This is a genomic window from Streptomyces sp. NPDC048566 (assembly GCF_043199735.1).
Lineage (GTDB): Bacteria > Actinomycetota > Actinomycetes > Streptomycetales > Streptomycetaceae > Streptomyces.
Genome location: NZ_JBICWL010000019.1, coordinates 102,741 through 119,638, shown reverse-complemented (window position 1 = coordinate 119,638; position 16,898 = coordinate 102,741). Strand labels below are relative to the sequence as shown.

Here is a 16,898-nt window from a genome sequence, read left to right as displayed (position 1 = left end):
GCGCCCCGCGGGGCGGCCCGCGGGGGGGGGGGGGGGGGGGGGGGGGGCCCCCCCCGGGGGGGGGGGGGCCCCCCCCCTCTCCCGTCCCAGGGCGCGCAGCCGGCGCCTCGGCGTCCGGACGGCGTCCGGGTCCGGGGCCCGCTCCCGCCCCGGGGCCCGGCGCCGGCGTTTCGGCCTCCGGGGCCCGCCCGCGTCCCGCCGCCGTCGAACGCCCGGCGGGCCCGGTGCGCCCGCGCGGCGCCGGCCCCGGACGCCCCCGGGCCCCCTCCGGTCCCCGCGCGGGCGGGCGACCGGGCGGGGGCCCGGGTGGCGGTGCGGGTCGGTCCGACGGGACCGGGGCGGGCGGTCAGCCCAGGCGGTGCATCCAGCCGTGGGTGTCCGCGGTGATGCCGCGCTGGACGTCGAGCAGCGCCTCGCGGAGCCGGAGGGTGACCGCGCCGGGCTCGCCGCCCGACTGCTTCCACTCGACGCCGGTGCGCTTGACCGTGCCGACCGGGGTGATGACGGCGGCGGTGCCGCACGCGAAGACCTCGGTGAGGCTGCCGTTCTCGGCGTCGGCCTGCCACTGGTCGATGGAGACCCGGCCCTCCTCGGCGGTGTAGCCGAGGTCCCGGGCGACGGTCAGCAGCGAGTCGCGGGTGACGCCCTCCAGGATCGATCCGGTGAGGGACGGGGTGACGATCCGGTCCCCGTACACGAAGTACAGGTTCATGCCGCCGAGCTCCTCGATCCACCGGTGCTCGACCGCGTCGAGGTAGCAGACCTGGTCGCAGCCCTTCGCCGCCGCCTCGGCCTGGGCCAGGAGCGACGCGGCGTAGTTGCCGCCGGTCTTCGCGTCGCCCATGCCGCCGGGGACGGCGCGGACGCGGTCCTCGGAGAGCCAGATCGACACGGGCTTCACGCCGCCCGCGAAGTAGGCGCCGGCCGGCGAGGCGATGACGAGGAACAGGTACTCGTTGGCCGGCTTCACGCCGAGCCCCACCTCGGTGGCGATCATGAACGGGCGCAGGTAGAGGGACTCCTCGCCGCCGTGCGCCGGGACCCAGTCGCGGTCCTGGCGGACCAGCGCGTCACACGCCTCGATGAAGGTCTCGACCGGCAGCTCCGGCATGCCGAGGCGGCGGGCGGACGCCTGGAAGCGGCGGGCGTTCTTGTCGGGGCGGAACATCGCGACCGAGCCGTCGGGCTGGCGGTACGCCTTCAGCCCCTCGAAGATCTCCTGCGCGTAGTGCAGGGTCATGTTCGCCGGGTCCAGGGAGAGCGGTCCGTACGGCACGAGCTGGCCGTCGTGCCAGCCTCGGCCCTCCGTCCACTTGATCGTCACCATGTGATCGGTGAAGTGGCGGCCGAACCCCGGGTTGGCCAGGATCGCCTCGCGCTCGGCGGCGGAGAGCGGGCCGGCGGACGGCTTGAGCTCGATCGTGGGCTGCGTCATGAGTGGTTTGTCCTTCACCGGTTGGATGTGACGGGCCGCGCTCACGCCCGCACTGCCAGTGGCCAGTGGTAGGACGTCCGAGCATTCCCTCATTCCGCGGCTCCGCGTTCGATTATCGCCCAGCGGAGGACCGTGGGGACAACGGCGTGGTCGCGCGGCCCGAAGGAGGACCCAGGGGACTGATGGTGGCACCCGGTGAGGGCACGGCGAAAGCCGCCGGGTGCGGATGCGACCCGGCGGCGTTCACCGGAGGTGAGCGGTGCGGCGGGTCAGCCGGCCACGCGTACGGCCAGCGCGTCGCCGATCTCCTCGGTGCTGCGGGCGGGCCGGCCCACGCGCTCGGCGAGGTCGGCGGAGACGGCCTCCTCGATGCGGGCGGCCTCGGACTCGTAGCCGAGGTGGCGCAGCAGGAGGGCGACGGACAGGACGGTGGCGCTCGGGTCGGCCTTGCCCTGGCCCGCGATGTCCGGCGCGGAGCCGTGCACGGGCTCGAACATCGAGGGGAACTCGCCGCTCGGGTTGATGTTGCCGGAGGCGGCGACGCCGATGCCGCCGGACACGGCCGCGGCCAGGTCGGTGATGATGTCGCCGAAGAGGTTGTCGGTGACGATCACGTCGAAGCGCTCGGGCTGGGTGACGAGGAAGATCGTCGCCGCGTCGACGTGGATGTAGTCGGTGGTGACCTCGGGGAAGTCCGCCGCCACCCGGTTGAAGACGTCCGTCCACAGATGGCCGGCGAAGGTCAGCACGTTGTTCTTGTGGACCAGCGTCAGCTTCTTGCGCGGGCGGGCCTGGGCCCGCGCGAAGGCGTCCCGGACGACCCGCTCGACGCCGTACGCCGTGTTGACGGAGACCTCGGTGGCGACCTCGTGCGGGGTGCCCTTGCGGATGGTGCCGCCGTTGCCCGTGTACGGGCCCTCGGTGCCCTCGCGGACCACGACGAAGTCGATCTCGGGCTGCCCGGCCAGCGGAGTCTCGACACCGGGGAGGAGCTTCGACGGGCGCAGGTTGACGTGGTGGTCGAAGGCGAAGCGGAGCTTGAGCAGGAAGCCGCGCTCCAGGACGCCGGAGGGCACCGACGGGTCGCCGATCGCGCCGAGCAGGATGGCGTCGTGCCGCCGGAGGGCGTCGAGGTCGGCGTCGGTGAGGGTCTCACCGGTGGCGTGGTAGCGCCGGGCGCCGAAGTCGAACTCCCGGGTCTCCAGCTTCACGTCCTGCGGAAGGACGGCGGAGAGGACTTTGAGGCCCTGGGCCACGACTTCCTGGCCGATGCCGTCACCGGGGATCACTGCGAGATCGATGCTGCGAGACATGACGGCACCGTACTCCTTGTCCCATGGGATGACACACGATGTCCGCCATTCGGACACGAGCCGTCCGGCGCACGCCCACGCTTCGATCCGTGTTCACCCGTACGTACGACGGCCGTTGGCGCGCGCTGGGAACTTTCCAGGCATGACCGCTTCCTCCCGGGTGTCTCCCGCCGAGCGCCCCGTCCCCGATGTCGGCATCCCGTCCGCGCTCGCGGACTCGCTGAGCATGGCGGAGCAGTACGAGTACCTGCGGACGCGGCTCAGCCGGCGCCGCGCGCTGGTGGCGGCGAGCGCCTTCGCGGGCGGTGGGCTGCTGGCGGGCTGCGGTGGCGGCGGAGGCCGCGCGCCCTCGGCCGGTGCGACGCCGCGGCCCGCCACCGGCCGCGTCCCGGGGTCCGCGGCCGTCCCGTTCGGGCGGCATCTGGCCTTCGGCGCGGACCCGCGCACCCGGATGCGCATCTCCTGGCAGGTGCCGTCCGCGGTGCGGAAGCCGTTCGTCCGGGTGGGCCCGACCCCCTGGTCGCTGAGCCGGCGCATCGAGGCGGAGGTCCGCGACCTGCACACGCCGGGCGTGGCCGGACGGCGGCCCGCGCTCGACCAGTACTACCTGCACGCGGCGCTCGACGGGCTGCGCCCGGGGACCACGTACTACTACGGCGTCGGCCACGAGGGGTACGACCCGGCGGACCGGGAGCACCGCGCGGGCATCGCCGGCTTCCGCACCGCGCCCGCGCGGCCCGAGCGGTTCGTCTTCACCGCCTTCGGCGACCAGGGCGTCACCCCGGACGCGCTGGCGAACGACCGGGCGCTGCTCGGGCGGGGCCCGGCATTCCACCTGCACGCCGGGGACATCGCCTACGCGGACGGCGTCGGCCACGGCCGGGAGTCGGACCTCTACGACCCGGCCGCCTGGGACCTGTTCCTCGGTCAGACCGAGACGGTCGCGCGGTCGGTGCCGTGGATGGTGACGACCGGCAACCACGACATGGAGGCGTGGTACTCGCCGGACGGCTACGGCGGCCAGTCGGCGCGCTGGTCGCTGCCGGACAACGGCTTCGACCCGCGGCGGGCGCCGGGCGTCTACTCGTTCGTCTACGGCAACGTCGGTGTCGTCGCGCTGGACGCCAACGACGTGTCGTACGAGATCCCGGCGAACAAGGGGTACACGCAGGGGCGGCAGACCGCCTGGCTGGAGCGGCGGCTGCGGGAACTGCGCGGGCAGGTCGACTTCGTCGTGGTCTTCTTCCACCACTGCGCGTACTCCACGGCGACGCACGCCTCCGACGGCGGGGTGCGGGACGCCTGGGTGCCGCTCTTCGACCGGTACCGGGTGGACCTGGTGATCAACGGCCACAACCACGTGTACGAGCGGACCGACGCGCTCAGGGGCGGAGCGGTGGGGCGGCGGGTGCCCGTCGGCGCCACCACCGACCCGACCCGCGACGGCGTCGTCTACGTCACGGCGGGCGGGGCGGGCAAGAGCCTGTACCGGTTCCCCGCCGGGGTGCGGGACAGCCACGAGGGGAAGGTGCGGGACCGCGAGTCCGTCGAGACCTTCCACTGGACGGCGTCGAGGAAGCGGAGGCCGGACACGGTCGAGTGGTCGCGGGTGCGGTACACGGGCTACTCCTTCCTCTCGGTGGAGGCGGAGCCCGCACCCGCGTCGCGGCTCACGGTGTCGGCGCTCACGCAGAGCGGTGAGCGGATCGACCACTTCGTGGTGCGGCGCGGAACCTGACCGCGGCGGAGGCCGGCGACCGGCGGCGACGCGCACGGAACGGGCCGGACGGTCCGCGGACAGGGGTCCGGGGTGCGGCGCGCGGCTTCCCGCGCACCGCACCTCCGGCGGGCGGCTCCCGGTCGGGGCGGCGGGTCTCAGTGACCCGCTTCGCCGCCGTTGTCCCTGCGGTCGAGGGCGCGCTGGAGCGCGGCGGCGGCGTTCTTGCGGTCGGACTCGCTGCTCGAACGAGAGTGGTGACGGACTCGGCGGACGGTCGTCTCGGCCATGATGAATCGACTCCTTTGCTTCCGGGCGAGCCCGCGCGGGGGCGTTCCGGAAGTGCGGTGAGGTCTTTACGAGACGCCGGAAGGGGCGGGGAGCGGTGCCGCAGGGGTTGCCTGCCAGGGGGCTCCGGCTCACGACCGCCATTCGCTGGGTCGAGCGATGCGTTCGGCTCCTACCAAGCTAGGCGAGGACCGGGCATCTGTCTCCACCATTACTCGGACTTCCTACTATCTGAGACGGCGGGCCTCCGCACACCGCTCCCACCAGGGGCGACACCGTCCGGCGGGTGCGGCCGGCCGGGCCCCCGCTCCCGGCCGAACCCGCCGGGACGGCATCGGGACGGTCAGAGCACGTCGCCGTCGCGCCAGTCGAAGACGAGGTCGTGCGCGGGGTCGAGGGGGCCGAGGGCGGCGCCGGCGCGGAGGTAGGTGGTGCCCTCCTCGCCGGGCAGCCGGACCACGCCGTCCGGGGCGAGGACGGCCACACGGCCCGTCCAGGGCCGCCAGCCGCGTGCGGCGTAGAGGGCGGCGCCGTCCTCGCTCGCGGAGAGCGCGCCGAGCCGGTAGCCGCCCTCGACGAGCCGCTCCAGTTCGGCCATGACCGCGCCGCCGAGCCCCGCGCGGCGCGCGTCGGCGCGGACGCCGACCGCCTCCACGTAGCCGACGCGCAGCGAGCGGCCGCCGTGCAGGACGCGCCGCTGCACGACCGAGCCGTGCGCGGCGAGACCGCGGTCGTCGTGGACGAGGACATGCAGGCCGCCGAGGGCGTGGTCCCAGTCCTCGGCCCCGAAGTCGCCCTCGAAGGCGTTCTCCAGGAGGGCGCGGGCGGCGCGGAGTTCGGCGGGGGCGAGGTCCGCGGTGGGGGCGGTCCGCAGTCGGATGGCCATGCGGCCAGTATTCACGCGGCGCGCCGCGGGGACCCCCGGCGTGGCGGGGTACGGCGGCGCCGGGTCCGGACGGCGTCATGGAAACCGCCCCCGTCCACGGACGGGGGAGACCGTGGGCGGGGGCGGAGCCGGTGCGGGCCGTCAGCCCATGTGCGGGTAGCCGTAGTCGGTCGGCGGGACCAGCGTCTCCTTGATGGCGCGGGTCAGCGTCCAGCGCATCAGGTTCTGCGGGGCGCCCGCCTTGTCGTTGGTGCCGGAGGCGCGGCCGCCGCCGAAGGGCTGCTGGCCGACGACGGCGCCGGTCGACTTGTCGTTGATGTAGAAGTTGCCCGCCGCGTAGCGGAGCTTGTCCATCGTGTACGCGGCGGCGGCGCGGTCGCCCGCGACGACGGAGCCGGTGAGCGCGTAGTCGGACGCCGACTCCATCTGGGTCAGCATGGCGTCGTAGGCGTCGTCCTCGTAGACGTGCACGGCGAGGAACGGGCCGAAGTACTCGGTCTTGAAGACCTCGTTCTCCGGGTCCGAGCACTCGACGACGGTCGGGCGGACGAAGTAGCCGACGGAGTCGTCGTACGAGCCGCCCGCGACGATCGTGCAGGCCGGGTCGGACGTGGCGCGGTCGATGGCCGCCTTGTTCTTGGCGAACGCGCGCTCGTCGATGACGGCGCCCATGAAGTTCGACAGGTCGGTGACGTCACCCATGGTCAGGTAGTCGACCTCGGCCGCGAACTCCTCCTTGAAGCCGGAGTTCCAGATGGAGGCCGGGATGTAGGCGCGCGAGGTCGCCGAGCACTTCTGGCCCTGGTACTCGAAGGCACCGCGGGTCAGGGCGGTCTTGAGGACGGCGCGGTCGGCGGACGGGTGGGCGACGAGGAAGTCCTTGCCGCCGGTCTCGCCGACGAGGCGCGGGTAGGCGCGGTACTTCTCGATGTTGTTGCCGACCGTCTTCCACAGGTACTGGAAGGTCTTGGTCGAGCCGGTGAAGTGGATGCCGGCGAGGTCGCGGTGGACCAGGGCGATCTCGGAGACCTCGATGCCGTCACCGGTGACGAGGTTGATGACGCCCTTGGGCAGGCCGGCCTCCTCCAGGAGCTGCATCAGCAGCACGGCGGCGTGGGTCTGCGTCGGGGACGGCTTCCAGACGACGACGTTGCCCATGAGCGCCGGGGCGGTGGGGAGGTTGCCCGCGATCGCCGTGAAGTTGAAGGGCGTGATCGCGTAGACGAAGCCCTCCAGCGGACGGTGGTCCAGACGGTTCCAGACGCCCGGGGAGTTGGCCGGCGGCTGCTCGGCCAGCAGGTCGCGGGCGTACTTGACGTTGAAGCGCCAGAAGTCGACGAGCTCGCAGGGCGTGTCGATCTCGGCCTGCTGGGCGGTCTTCGACTGGCCGAGCATCGTCGAGGCGGCCAGCGTCTCGCGCCAGGGGCCGGCCAGCAGTTCGGCGGCGCGCAGGATGATCGCCGCCCGGTCGTCGAAGGCCATCGCGCGCCAGGCCGGGGCCGCGGCGAGGGCGGCGTCGATCGCGTCCTGCGCGTCCTGCCGGGTGGCGTGCGCGCCGGTACCGATGACGGCCTTGTGGTTGTGCGGCTGCACGACCTCGAAGCGCTCACCGCCGCCGAGCCGCTTCTCGCCGCCGATGGTCATCGACAGCTCGATCGGGTTCTCGGCCAGCTCCTTGAGCTTGGCCTCCAGCCGGGCGCGCTCGGGCGAGCCGGGGGCGTAGCCGTGCACCGGCTCGTTGACGGGGGCGGGGACCTGGGTCACAGCGTCCATGGGTTCCGTAACTCCTTGAGTCGGGCGGGTGTTTCGGTTGTCGGGCCACCGGGCCGGGCGGTCACCGGCCCTCGGTGAGGACCGGACGGGCGAAGAACGGCGGGTCCGCCGGCTGCTCCGCGAGGCGCCGCGTGCCGCGGCTCCCCGGGGGGGGACGGCCTCCGGACCCCGGCCCGCGGCCCGTGCGGCTGTCGTCCGTCAGCCCTTGGTGAGGACCGAACGGGCGAAGAAGCGCAGGTTCGCCGGCTTCTCCGCGAGGCGCCGCATGAAGTAGCCGTACCAGTCGGTGCCGTACGCGGTGTAGACCCGCATGCGGTGGCCCTCCGCGGCGAGCCGCAGGTGCTCGTCGCTGCGGATGCCGTAGAGCATCTGGAACTCGTACTCGTCCAGTTTGCGCCCGGCGCGGCGGGCGAGCTCCTGTGCGATGGAGATGATCCGCGGGTCGTGGGACCCGATCATCGGGTACCCCTCGCCCTCCATCAGGATTCCCAGGATGCGCACGTACGCCTTGTCGGTCTCGGCCTTCTGCTGGTAGGCGACCTCGGCCGGCTCCTTGTAGGCGCCCTTCACCAGCCGGACGCGGCTGCCGTTCGCGGCGAGGCGGCGGGCGTCGGCCTCGGTGCGGAACAGGTAGGCCTGGATCACGCAGCCGGTCTGCGGGAAGTCCTTCCGCAGTTCCTCGTGGATGGCGAACATCGAGTCGAGGGTGGTGTGGTCCTCGGCGTCCAGCGTCACCGTGGTGCCGATGGCGGCGGCGGCCTCGACGACCGGGCGGACGTTGGCGAGAGCCAGTTCGTGGCCGCCCTCCAGCGCCTGGCCGAACATGGACAGCTTGACGGACATCTCGGCGCGGGTGCCGAGGTCCAGCTCCTTCAGGCGGTCCACGAGCGCCAGGTAGGCGTCCCGGGCGGCGGCGGCCTGCTCGGGCGTCGTGATGTCCTCGCCGACGACGTCCATGGTCAGTTCCAGGCCCTTGGCCGTGAGGTCCTCGATGATCGGGACGACCTGGTCGACGGTCTCGCCGGGGATGAAGCGGTCGACGACCGGCTTGGTCACCGGGGCGGCCGAGATCAGGCGGCGCATCCTGTCGCTGCGCGAGGCGGCGAGAATCACGGGACCCAGCACGGGGCACCTCCACAACAAGGACAGCGGGAGGCCGCATCCCGACGCTTCGGGTACGGCACGGAGAACCACCGTGAAACCTAGGGATCTCTTCGATCGTGGGCCATCGACACCTGTCACGCATCCGTTCCCCGGATCTCAGACATCTGTATGAGGGACCCGCGGACATGCGGGAGAATGCCGGGGTGAGCGGTGACCACAGAGGCGACTACCAGGAGCTCGTCGACGAGATCTCGGCGCTCCTCGGCGTCCCCGCGACGCTGGAGAACCGTGATTTCGAGCTGATCGCGTTCGGGGCGTACGACAGTGAGGGCGACCTCGACGCGTCGGCCCTGGACCCGGTGCGCACCCGGTCGATCCTGACCCGCCGCTCCACCACCGCGGTCCGGACCTGGTTCGAGGGGTTCGGCATCACCCGCGCCACCGGCCCGGTCCGCATCCCGCGGACCCCGGAGGCGGGCGTGCACCGGGGGCGGATCTGCCTTCCGGTCCGCCATCGGGGTGTCGTCCTCGGCTACGTGTGGCTGCTCGACGACGACCCGGGTCCCGGCGACGCCCAGCTGGCGGCGGCCATGCAGGTGACGTCGCGCATCGGGGCCCTCCTCGCGGACGAGGCCCAGGCGGGCGCCGACCTGACCCGGGAGCTGCGGGCGGTGCTGACCGCCGAGCGCGGCTGGCAGCAGGACATGGCCGTGGCCGAGCTGCGGACGGCGCTCGGGGCGCGCGGCGAGGGCCCGCACACGGTGGTGTGCGTCGCGCCCTGGCCGTCGGCCGACCCGGACGACGCCCCCTCGGCGCGCACCGTGCCCGGCGCGACCGCGCTGTGCACCCTCCCCTGGGGTGCCGCCGGGCAGAGTCTGGCGCTGCTGGTCCGGCTGCGTTCACCGGAGGTCCTGACGCCGGCGCTGACCGCGGCGGGCCGGTTCGTCCGGGAGGCGGGGGCCGGGCGCGGCGAGGCCGCGGGGGCCGGTACGGGCGGTGGCGGCACCGGCGGGCCCTCTCCGGCGAGCCGGGCCGCGGCCGGGGTCTCCGCCGCGCGCGGCGGGCTCGGCGAGCTGGGAGCGGCCTGGCGGGAGGCGGCCTCGGCCGCCCGGGCGGTGCTGGCCGAACCCCGGCTGGGGCCGGTCGCCGAATGGGCCGCCATCGGGCCGTTCCGGCTGCTCACCGCGCTGCCCCCGGAGGCGGCCCACGATCCCGTCGTGCGGACGCTGCTGGCCCCCGCCCACCGCGAACTCGCCCGCACCGCGGAGGTGTTCCTCGACCTGGCGGGCCAGGCGGGCCGCACCGCGGCCGAGCTGGGCATCCACCGCCAGACCCTCTACTACCGGCTGTCCCGCGTCGAACGGCTCACCGGCCTCGACCTGGACGACGGCGAGGACCGCCTGCTGCTGCACATGGCGCTGAAGGGGGCACGGCTGCGGGACGCGCTCGGCTCCCCGCCTCCGCCACCCCCGCGATGACCGGCCGCGGCCCCTCGGCCGGGTCGCGGGCGTTCGCCGCCGAGTCCGGGTCGACGTGCCACCGCAGCCGCACGCAGCCGCACGCGCCCGCCGGCTCCGCGCCGGAGGGCGCCCGCCCGCGCGCCGGGGGCGGACCGGCGGCTCCGGCCCCCGCGCGGCGTGGCCGCGGGCAGCCGCCGGACGGCACGGGAAACTCACCCGGCGCTGTCGGCGGGGCGTGCCAGGATGGGCACGTGGGACAGACAAGCGGCACGCCGTTCATCGGCCGGGAGGACGAACTCGCCCGGCTCACCGGCGTGCTGGAGCGGGCCACCGCGGGCGACCCGCGCGCCGTCCTGCTCGCCGGGGACGCCGGAGTGGGCAAGACCCGCACCCTGACGGAGGCCGCCGCGCACGCCGCGGCAGCCGGCATGACCGTGCTGACCGGCCACTGCGTGGACCTCGGCGACGTGGGCCTGCCGTACCTGCCGTTCACCGAGATCCTCGGCGCCGCCGCCGCGGACGACCGGCTCGCGCCGGCCTTCGCCGCCCACCCCGCGGTGGACCGGCTGACCGGCCGGACGACCGGCGACGACACCGCTCCCGACCCCGGCAGCCGCCTCCAGCTCTTCGAGGGCGTCGCGGGGCTCCTCGCCGACCTCGCCGACCTGACCCCGCTGCTGCTCGTCCTGGAGGACCTGCACTGGGCGGACCAGTCCTCCCGCGACCTGCTCCGCTTCCTGCTCAGCCGGGGTGTCCTCCAGCGGCCCTCCCCCGGTGGCCCGCCCCGCCGCATCGCCGTCCTCGCCTCCTACCGCGCCGACGACCTGCACCGCCGCCACCCCTTGCGGCCGCTGCTCGCGGAGCTGATCCGGCTGCCCGCCGTGGACCGGCTGGAGCTGCGCCCGCTGGCCGACGCCGACGTGGCCCGGCTGGTCCGCGCGCTGCACACCGGCCCGGTGTCCGACCGGACGGTCCGCCGGGTCGTCGAGGGCGCCGAGGGAAACGCCTTCTACGCGGAGGAGCTGCTCGCCGCGCTGCCGGGCGACGACGGCCCCGGTTCCCCCGCGCTGCCCGGCGGCCTCGCCGACCTGCTCCTCATCCGGATCGAGCAGCTGTCCGAGACGGCCCAGCAGGTGCTGCGCACGGCGGCCGTCGCGGGGCGCCGTGTCGGACACGAGCTGCTGCGGGACGCCGTCCAGCTGCCCGAGGAGGAACTGGAGTCGGCGCTGCGGGAGGCGGTCGGGCGGCAGCTCCTGGTGCCCGGCGACGACGGGGCCTACGCGTTCCGGCACGCCCTCACCCGCGAGGCCGTCCTTGCGGACCTGCTGCCGGGCGAACGGGTCCGGCTGCACGGGCTGTTCGCCCGGCTCCTCGCCGCGCAGGGCCGCTCTCCCGGGAGCGCGGCGGAGCGGGCCCACCACTCGCGGGAGAGCCACGACCTCGCCGACGCGCTGGCCGCCTCCCTCGAAGCCGCCGACCACGCCCACCGCGTGGGCGCTCCCGCCGAGGAACTGCGTCACCTGGAGACGGCGCTCGACCTGTGGGCGTCGGTGGAGGAGTCCGCCCGCCCCCGCACCGGCGGCACCGTCGGCCTCACCCTGCGCGCCTCGGCCGCCGCCGCGCACGCCGGTGACCCTCATCGCGCGGTCCAGCGCACCCGCTCGGCGCTCGCCCGGGCCGGAGCCGACACCGACTCCGAACTCGCCGCGCGGGTGCGCTACACCCTCGCGGGCAACCTGATGCGGATCGACAGCCTGAAGGACGCCTTCACGTACAGCAGCGAGGCGCTCGCGCTGATCCCCGCCGAGCCCCCCTCCCCCACCTGGGTGTGGGCGGCGGCCACCCACGTGATGGCCGCGCGGTACGTGGGGCGCGACGAGGACGCCGAACGGGTCGGCCGGCAGGCGCTGGAGATCGCCGAGACGCTGCGCCTGGGCGACGCCCGGGCCGACCTGATGATCTCGCTGGTCGGCATGGAGCCCCACAACCGGCGGACCGGACCGGGCCGGGACCGGCTGCGCCGGGCACGCGAGCTGTCGCGCGCCGCCGGGAACCTCCCGGTGGAGATGCGCGCCCTGTTCAACCTGGCCATCGGCTGCTACGAGTCCGGCGACCTGGACGAGTGCCTGACCTGGATCGTCGACGGCCTCGACCGCGCCCGCCGCGGCGGCCTCCTCTCCTCCCCGTACGCGATGGAGCTGCGCTACCTCCAGTCCCTTCTCCTCTACACGCTCGGCCGCTGGGACGAGTGCGCGCGGTCTGCCGCCGAGAACGCCGAACTCCTCCCGGCGGCGGGCGGGTTCACGACCGGACCCGCGCTGTACGTGGCCCTGGGACGCGGGGAGTACGACGTCGCCGCCGCCGGGGCCCGGGCCCTGCTCGACCGCCCCTTCGACTGGATGGCGACCCTGGTCGCGAGCGTGGTGCTGACCGACGCGGCCGCGCTGCACGGCGACGCCGAGGACGCGGTCCGCCGGATGCGCGCGGCGATGGAGGCGCTCTCGGACGCCTCGGGCGCGGACCGTCCCGACGCGGCGGTGCGGCTCGCCGCGCTCACGCTCGCGGCCGTCGCGGACGCGGCCGAGCAGTCCCGCCTGTCCGGCGACGCCGCGGCGGCCGGACGCTGGGCGGAGACCGCCGGTGACCTGGTCGAGCTGGCCCGGAGCACGGCCGGCCGGGGCGAGGACGGCACCCGGCAGGGGCCCGAGGGGCTGGCCTGGCTGGCCCGTGCCGAGGCCGAGGGGGTGCGGGCCGCCGCCGGCCCCGACGTCGACGCCTGGGAGCGGGCGGTCGACGCGTTCGGCTACGGCGACCCCTACGAGCTGGCGCGCTGCCGCAGACGGCTCGCCGAGGCCCTGCTCGTCGCCGACCGGCGCGAGGAGGCAGCCGAACAGGCCCGCGCGGCCCGGGAGACCGCCGTGCGGCTGGGCGCGGTACCGCTGCGGGAGGCACTGGACGCCCTCGTCCGGCGCGGCCGTCTCTCCGGCGCGGCGGCCGGGGACCGCATCGCGGCGCTGACCGCCCGGGAGAGCGACGTGCTGCGGCTGCTCGGCCGCGGGCGCACCAACCGGCAGATCGGCGAGGAGCTGTTCATCAGCGGCAAGACGGCGAGCGTCCACGTGTCGAACATCCTCGCCAAGCTGGGCGCCGCGAGCCGGACCGAGGCCGTGGCCATCGCCTACCGCGAGGGGCTGATCGAGCCGGAGGCGACCGCGTCGGCCTGAGGCGCGGCCGGTCCCGGACCGGCCGGGCGGACGCGCGAGGGCCGGGTCACCCGACGGGTGACCCGGCCCTCGGCCGCTGTGCGGCATCGGCGCGGCGGGCTCCGCCCGGGAGCCGCCGGCCGCCTCAGACGAGGTTGACGGAGCGCGCCGAGGTGGCGCCGATCTCCTCGGCGACCTCGGACAGGACAGTCTGCGGAACCGTGTCGTCGACGGTCAGGACCGCGAGGGCCTCCCCGCCGACGGTCGCGCGGGCCACCTGCATGCCGGCGATGTTGATGCCGGCCCCGCCGAGGATGCGGCCCACCGTGCCGACGACGCCGGGACGGTCCTCGTAGCCGAGCACGACCATGTGCTCGGCGAGCGCGAGGTCCACGTCGTAGGGGCCGACGGCGACGATCTTCTGGAGGTGCTTGGGGCCGGCCAGCGTGCCGGACACCGAGACCTCCTGGCCGTCGCCGAGGGTGCCGCGCACGGTGACCACGTTGCGGTGGTCGGGCGACTCGGAGCTGGTGGTCAGGCGGACCTCGACACCGCGCTCCTGCGCGAACAGCGGGGCGTTGACGTAGCTGACCGTCTCGTCGACGACGTCCTCGAACACGCCCTTGAGGGCGGAGAGTTCGAGCACCTTCACGTCGTGCTGGGTGATCTCGCCGTACACCTCGACGTCGAGGCGGACCGCGACCTCGCCCGCGAGGGCGGTGAAGATGCGGCCGAGCTTCTCGGCGAGCGGCAGGCCGGGCTTGACGTCCTCGGCGATGACGCCGCCCTGGACGTTGACCGCGTCCGGCACCAGCTCGCCGGCGAGGGCCAGGCGCACCGAGCGGGCGACCGAGATGCCGGCCTTCTCCTGGGCCTCGTCCGTGGAGGCGCCGAGGTGCGGGGTGCAGACGACCTCGTCGAGCTCGAACAGCGGGGAGTCCGTGCAGGGCTCCTTCGCGTACACGTCGAGGCCGGCGCCGGCGACGCGGCCCTCCTTGAGCGCCGCGTACAGCGCCTCCTCGTCGACGATCCCGCCGCGCGCGGCGTTGACGATGCGCACGGTCGGCTTGACCTTGTGCAGCGCCTCGTCGCCGATGAGGCCGAGGGTCTCGGGGGTCTTCGGAAGGTGCACGGTGATGAAGTCGGCGACCTCGAGCAGCTCGTCGAGGGAGAGGACCTTCACGCCCATCTGCGCGGCGCGGGCCGGCTGGACGTAGGGGTCGTAGGCGACGACCTTCATGCCGAAGGCCGACATGCGCTGCGCGACGAGCGCGCCGATGCGGCCGAGGCCGACGACGCCGAGGGTCTTCTCGGCCAGCTCGACACCGGTGTACTTGCTGCGCTTCCACTCGCCGTTCTTCAGCGCCGTGTTGGCCTGCGGGATGTGGCGCGCGGTGGCGAGGAGCAGACCGCAGGCCAGCTCGGCCGCGGTCACGATGTTCGAGGTGGGGGCGTTGACGACCATCACGCCGGCCTTGGTGGCGGCGGAGACGTCCACGTTGTCCAGGCCGACGCCGGCTCGTGCGACGACCTTCAGCTTCTTGGCGGCGGCGACGGCCTCGGCGTCGACCTTGGTGGCCGAGCGGATGAGGATGGCGTCGACGTCGGCGATGGCGGGCAGCAGCTCGGCGCGGTCCGCGCCGTTCGCGTGCCGGATCTCGAAGTCCGGGCCCAGGGCGTCCACGGTCGCGGGCGACAGCTCTTCGGCGATGAGTACGACAGGTTTCGAGCTCACGTGTGTCCTCACAAGTCCAATGCGGACGGCCGTCCCGACGGCCGCAGGCGGTGGAGGGTTTACAGCGGCCCCGGGGTGTGCCGGCACTTCTGGGGAGCCGCTCGAGCCGCGTGGAAGACGCACGACGCTGTGGGCCTGACGCGTTGGTGATGTGCAGCAGTGTAGTGGCGCCGGAGCGGTCGTCCTGTGCCTTGGCGGAAGGATCACCCGTCCGTGGCTGGACGGGATGGACAACACCGCGGCCCCGGGGGTTACCCGTGGTTCGGCGAAGGGGCCGGAGCATGCGCTCCGGCCCCTCCCGCGCGGCCTACGCCTCGTCGTCGTTCACCCACGACATGAGCTTGCGCAGCTCCTTGCCGGTGGTCTCCAGCAGGCTCTTCTCGTCCTGGCTCTTGTACTCGTTGTACTTCTTCAGGCCCGAGTGGTACTCGTCCATCCAGTTCTTGGCGAAGGTGCCGTCCTGGATCTCCGCGAGGACCTTCTTCATCTCGGCCTTCGTGGCGTCCGTGATGATGCGCGGGCCGGTGACGTAGTCGCCCCACTCGGCGGTCTCGGAGACCGACCAGCGCATCTTCTCCAGGCCGCCCTCGTACATGAGGTCCACGATGAGCTTCAGCTCGTGGAGGCACTCGAAGTAGGCGATCTCCGGCTGGTAGCCGGCCTCGGTCAGCGTCTCGAAACCGGCCTTGACCAGGGCGGCGGTACCACCGCAGAGAACGGCCTGCTCACCGAACAGGTCGGTCTCGGTCTCCTCGGTGAAGGTCGTCTTGATGACGCCGGCGCGGGTGCCGCCGATGCCCTTGGCGTACGAGAGGGCGAGGGCGAAGCCGTTGCCGGTCGCGTCCTGCTCGACGGCCGCGATGCAGGGAACGCCGCGGCCTTCCTCGTACTGCCGGCGCACGAGGTGGCCCGGGCCCTTGGGGGCGACCATGCACACGTCGATACCGGCCGGCGGCTTGATGAAGCCGTAGCGGATGTTCAGGCCGTGGCCGAAGAACAGCGCGTCGCCGTCCTTGAGGTTGTCCTTGACGGACTCCTCGTAGACCTGGGCCTGGATCGGGTCCGGCACCAGGATCATGATGACGTCGGCCTCGGCCGCGGCCTCGGACGGCGTGACGACGCGCAGGCCCTGCTCCTCGGCCTTCGCCCGGGACGTGGAGCCCTCGTGCAGACCGACGCGGACGTCGACACCCGAGTCGCGCAGCGACAGCGCGTGGGCGTGGCCCTGGCTGCCGTAGCCGATGACCGCGACCTTGCGGCCCTGGATGATGGACAGGTCGGCGTCGTCGTCGTAGAACAGCTCGGCCACTGGGTTCTCCTTGTTATCCGGTATTGCCGGTGTTGCGTCCCACCGTACGGCGGGCGGGGTCGGGGAAGTTCTCCGGTCTCGGTATGCGGGCGGGCCGCGGGTGCCGCCCGCCCGTGTACCGGTGTCGTCCGCCGGCGCTCAGGCCGAGCGGTCGAGCGCGCGCAGCGACCGGTCGGTGATCGATCGCGCGCCGCGGCCGATCGCGATGGTGCCGGACTGGACGAGCTCCTTGATGCCGAAGGGCTCCAGCATCTTGAGCATGGCCTCCAGCTTGTCGGCGCCGCCGGTGGCCTCGATGGTGACGGCCTCCGGGGACACGTCGACGGTCTTGGCGCGGAACAGCTGGACGATCTCGACGATCTGGGAGCGGGTCTCGTTGTCGGCGCGCACCTTCACCAGAACGAGTTCGCGCTGCACGGCGGAGCCCGGTTCCAGTTCGACGATCTTCAGCACGTTGACGAGCTTGTTGAGCTGCTTGGTGACCTGTTCGAGCGGGAGCGCCTCGATCACGTTCACCACGATGGTGATGCGGGAGATCTCCGGGTGCTCGGTGACGCCGACGGCGAGCGAGTCGATGTTGAAGCCGCGCCGGGAGAACAGGGCGGTGATCCGGGCGAGGACTCCGGGCTTGTTCTCGACGAGGACGGAGAGGGTGTGCTTGCTCATGGTCTGACT

The 16,898-nt window shown here is 73.7% G+C and carries 12 protein-coding genes; 3 read left to right on the top strand and 9 right to left on the bottom strand.

Features of this window, described 5'->3' with window-relative positions:
* Positions 1-346: 346 nt before the first annotated feature.
* Both ACGFS9_RS24985 and ACGFS9_RS24980 read right to left on the bottom strand, forming a co-directional pair.
* Positions 347-1,435: a branched-chain amino acid aminotransferase gene (locus tag ACGFS9_RS24985; RefSeq protein ID WP_393256311.1), complete on the bottom strand. Its 1,089-nt coding sequence runs from the start codon at positions 1,433-1,435 to the stop codon at positions 347-349.
* 269 nt (positions 1,436-1,704) lie between these two features.
* A complete protein-coding gene (locus tag ACGFS9_RS24980) occupies positions 1,705-2,748 on the bottom strand; it encodes a 3-isopropylmalate dehydrogenase (RefSeq protein WP_393256310.1) in 1,044 nt (347 codons plus the stop codon).
* A 142-nt stretch (positions 2,749-2,890) separates the two neighbouring features.
* Between ACGFS9_RS24980 and ACGFS9_RS24975 the strand changes: the two genes are divergently transcribed.
* The gene (locus ACGFS9_RS24975) at positions 2,891-4,486 is read left to right on the top strand and encodes a purple acid phosphatase family protein (protein WP_393256309.1); all 1,596 of its coding nucleotides are present in this window, start codon (positions 2,891-2,893) and stop codon (positions 4,484-4,486) included.
* A 137-nt stretch (positions 4,487-4,623) separates the two neighbouring features.
* Here the strand turns inward: ACGFS9_RS24975 and ACGFS9_RS24970 are convergent, their stop codons facing one another.
* From ACGFS9_RS24970 to ACGFS9_RS24955, 4 genes are all read right to left on the bottom strand, one after another.
* Positions 4,624-4,755, bottom strand: coding sequence for a hypothetical protein (locus ACGFS9_RS24970; RefSeq protein WP_393256308.1), 132 nt, complete (start codon positions 4,753-4,755; stop codon positions 4,624-4,626).
* A 341-nt stretch (positions 4,756-5,096) separates the two neighbouring features.
* Positions 5,097-5,639: a GNAT family N-acetyltransferase gene (locus tag ACGFS9_RS24965; RefSeq protein WP_393256306.1), complete on the bottom strand. Its 543-nt coding sequence runs from the start codon at positions 5,637-5,639 to the stop codon at positions 5,097-5,099.
* Between the two features lie 141 nt (positions 5,640-5,780).
* Entirely contained in the window at positions 5,781-7,412 is a 1,632-nt protein-coding gene (pruA, locus tag ACGFS9_RS24960) for an L-glutamate gamma-semialdehyde dehydrogenase (RefSeq protein WP_393256305.1), read from the bottom strand.
* 198 nt (positions 7,413-7,610) lie between these two features.
* Complete coding sequence (locus tag ACGFS9_RS24955; protein ID WP_393256303.1) at positions 7,611-8,537, bottom strand: proline dehydrogenase family protein; 927 nt, start codon at positions 8,535-8,537, stop codon at positions 7,611-7,613.
* Between the two features lie 164 nt (positions 8,538-8,701).
* Between ACGFS9_RS24955 and ACGFS9_RS24950 the strand changes: the two genes are divergently transcribed.
* Together ACGFS9_RS24950 and ACGFS9_RS24945 are read left to right on the top strand one after the other, a co-directional pair.
* Complete coding sequence (locus ACGFS9_RS24950; protein ID WP_393256302.1) at positions 8,702-9,994, top strand: PucR family transcriptional regulator; 1,293 nt, start codon at positions 8,702-8,704, stop codon at positions 9,992-9,994.
* 233 nt (positions 9,995-10,227) lie between these two features.
* Positions 10,228-13,200 carry a helix-turn-helix transcriptional regulator gene (locus ACGFS9_RS24945; protein ID WP_393256300.1) on the top strand — a complete coding sequence of 991 codons (2,973 nt, stop codon included), beginning with the start codon at positions 10,228-10,230 and terminating at the stop codon, positions 13,198-13,200.
* A gap of 124 nt (positions 13,201-13,324) precedes the next feature.
* On the opposite strand, the gene serA is transcribed toward ACGFS9_RS24945, so the two are convergent.
* The 3 genes from serA to ilvN all read right to left on the bottom strand — a co-directional run bounded on the left by serA (position 13,325) and on the right by ilvN (position 16,889).
* Positions 13,325-14,914: a phosphoglycerate dehydrogenase gene (gene serA / locus ACGFS9_RS24940; protein ID WP_393256299.1), complete on the bottom strand. Its 1,590-nt coding sequence runs from the start codon at positions 14,912-14,914 to the stop codon at positions 13,325-13,327.
* Between the two features lie 307 nt (positions 14,915-15,221).
* A complete protein-coding gene (gene ilvC / locus ACGFS9_RS24935; protein ID WP_393256298.1) occupies positions 15,222-16,223 on the bottom strand; it encodes a ketol-acid reductoisomerase in 1,002 nt (333 codons plus the stop codon).
* Between the two features lie 138 nt (positions 16,224-16,361).
* Complete coding sequence (gene ilvN, locus ACGFS9_RS24930; protein WP_266763065.1) at positions 16,362-16,889, bottom strand: acetolactate synthase small subunit; 528 nt, start codon at positions 16,887-16,889, stop codon at positions 16,362-16,364.
* Positions 16,890-16,898: the final 9 nt, after the last annotated feature.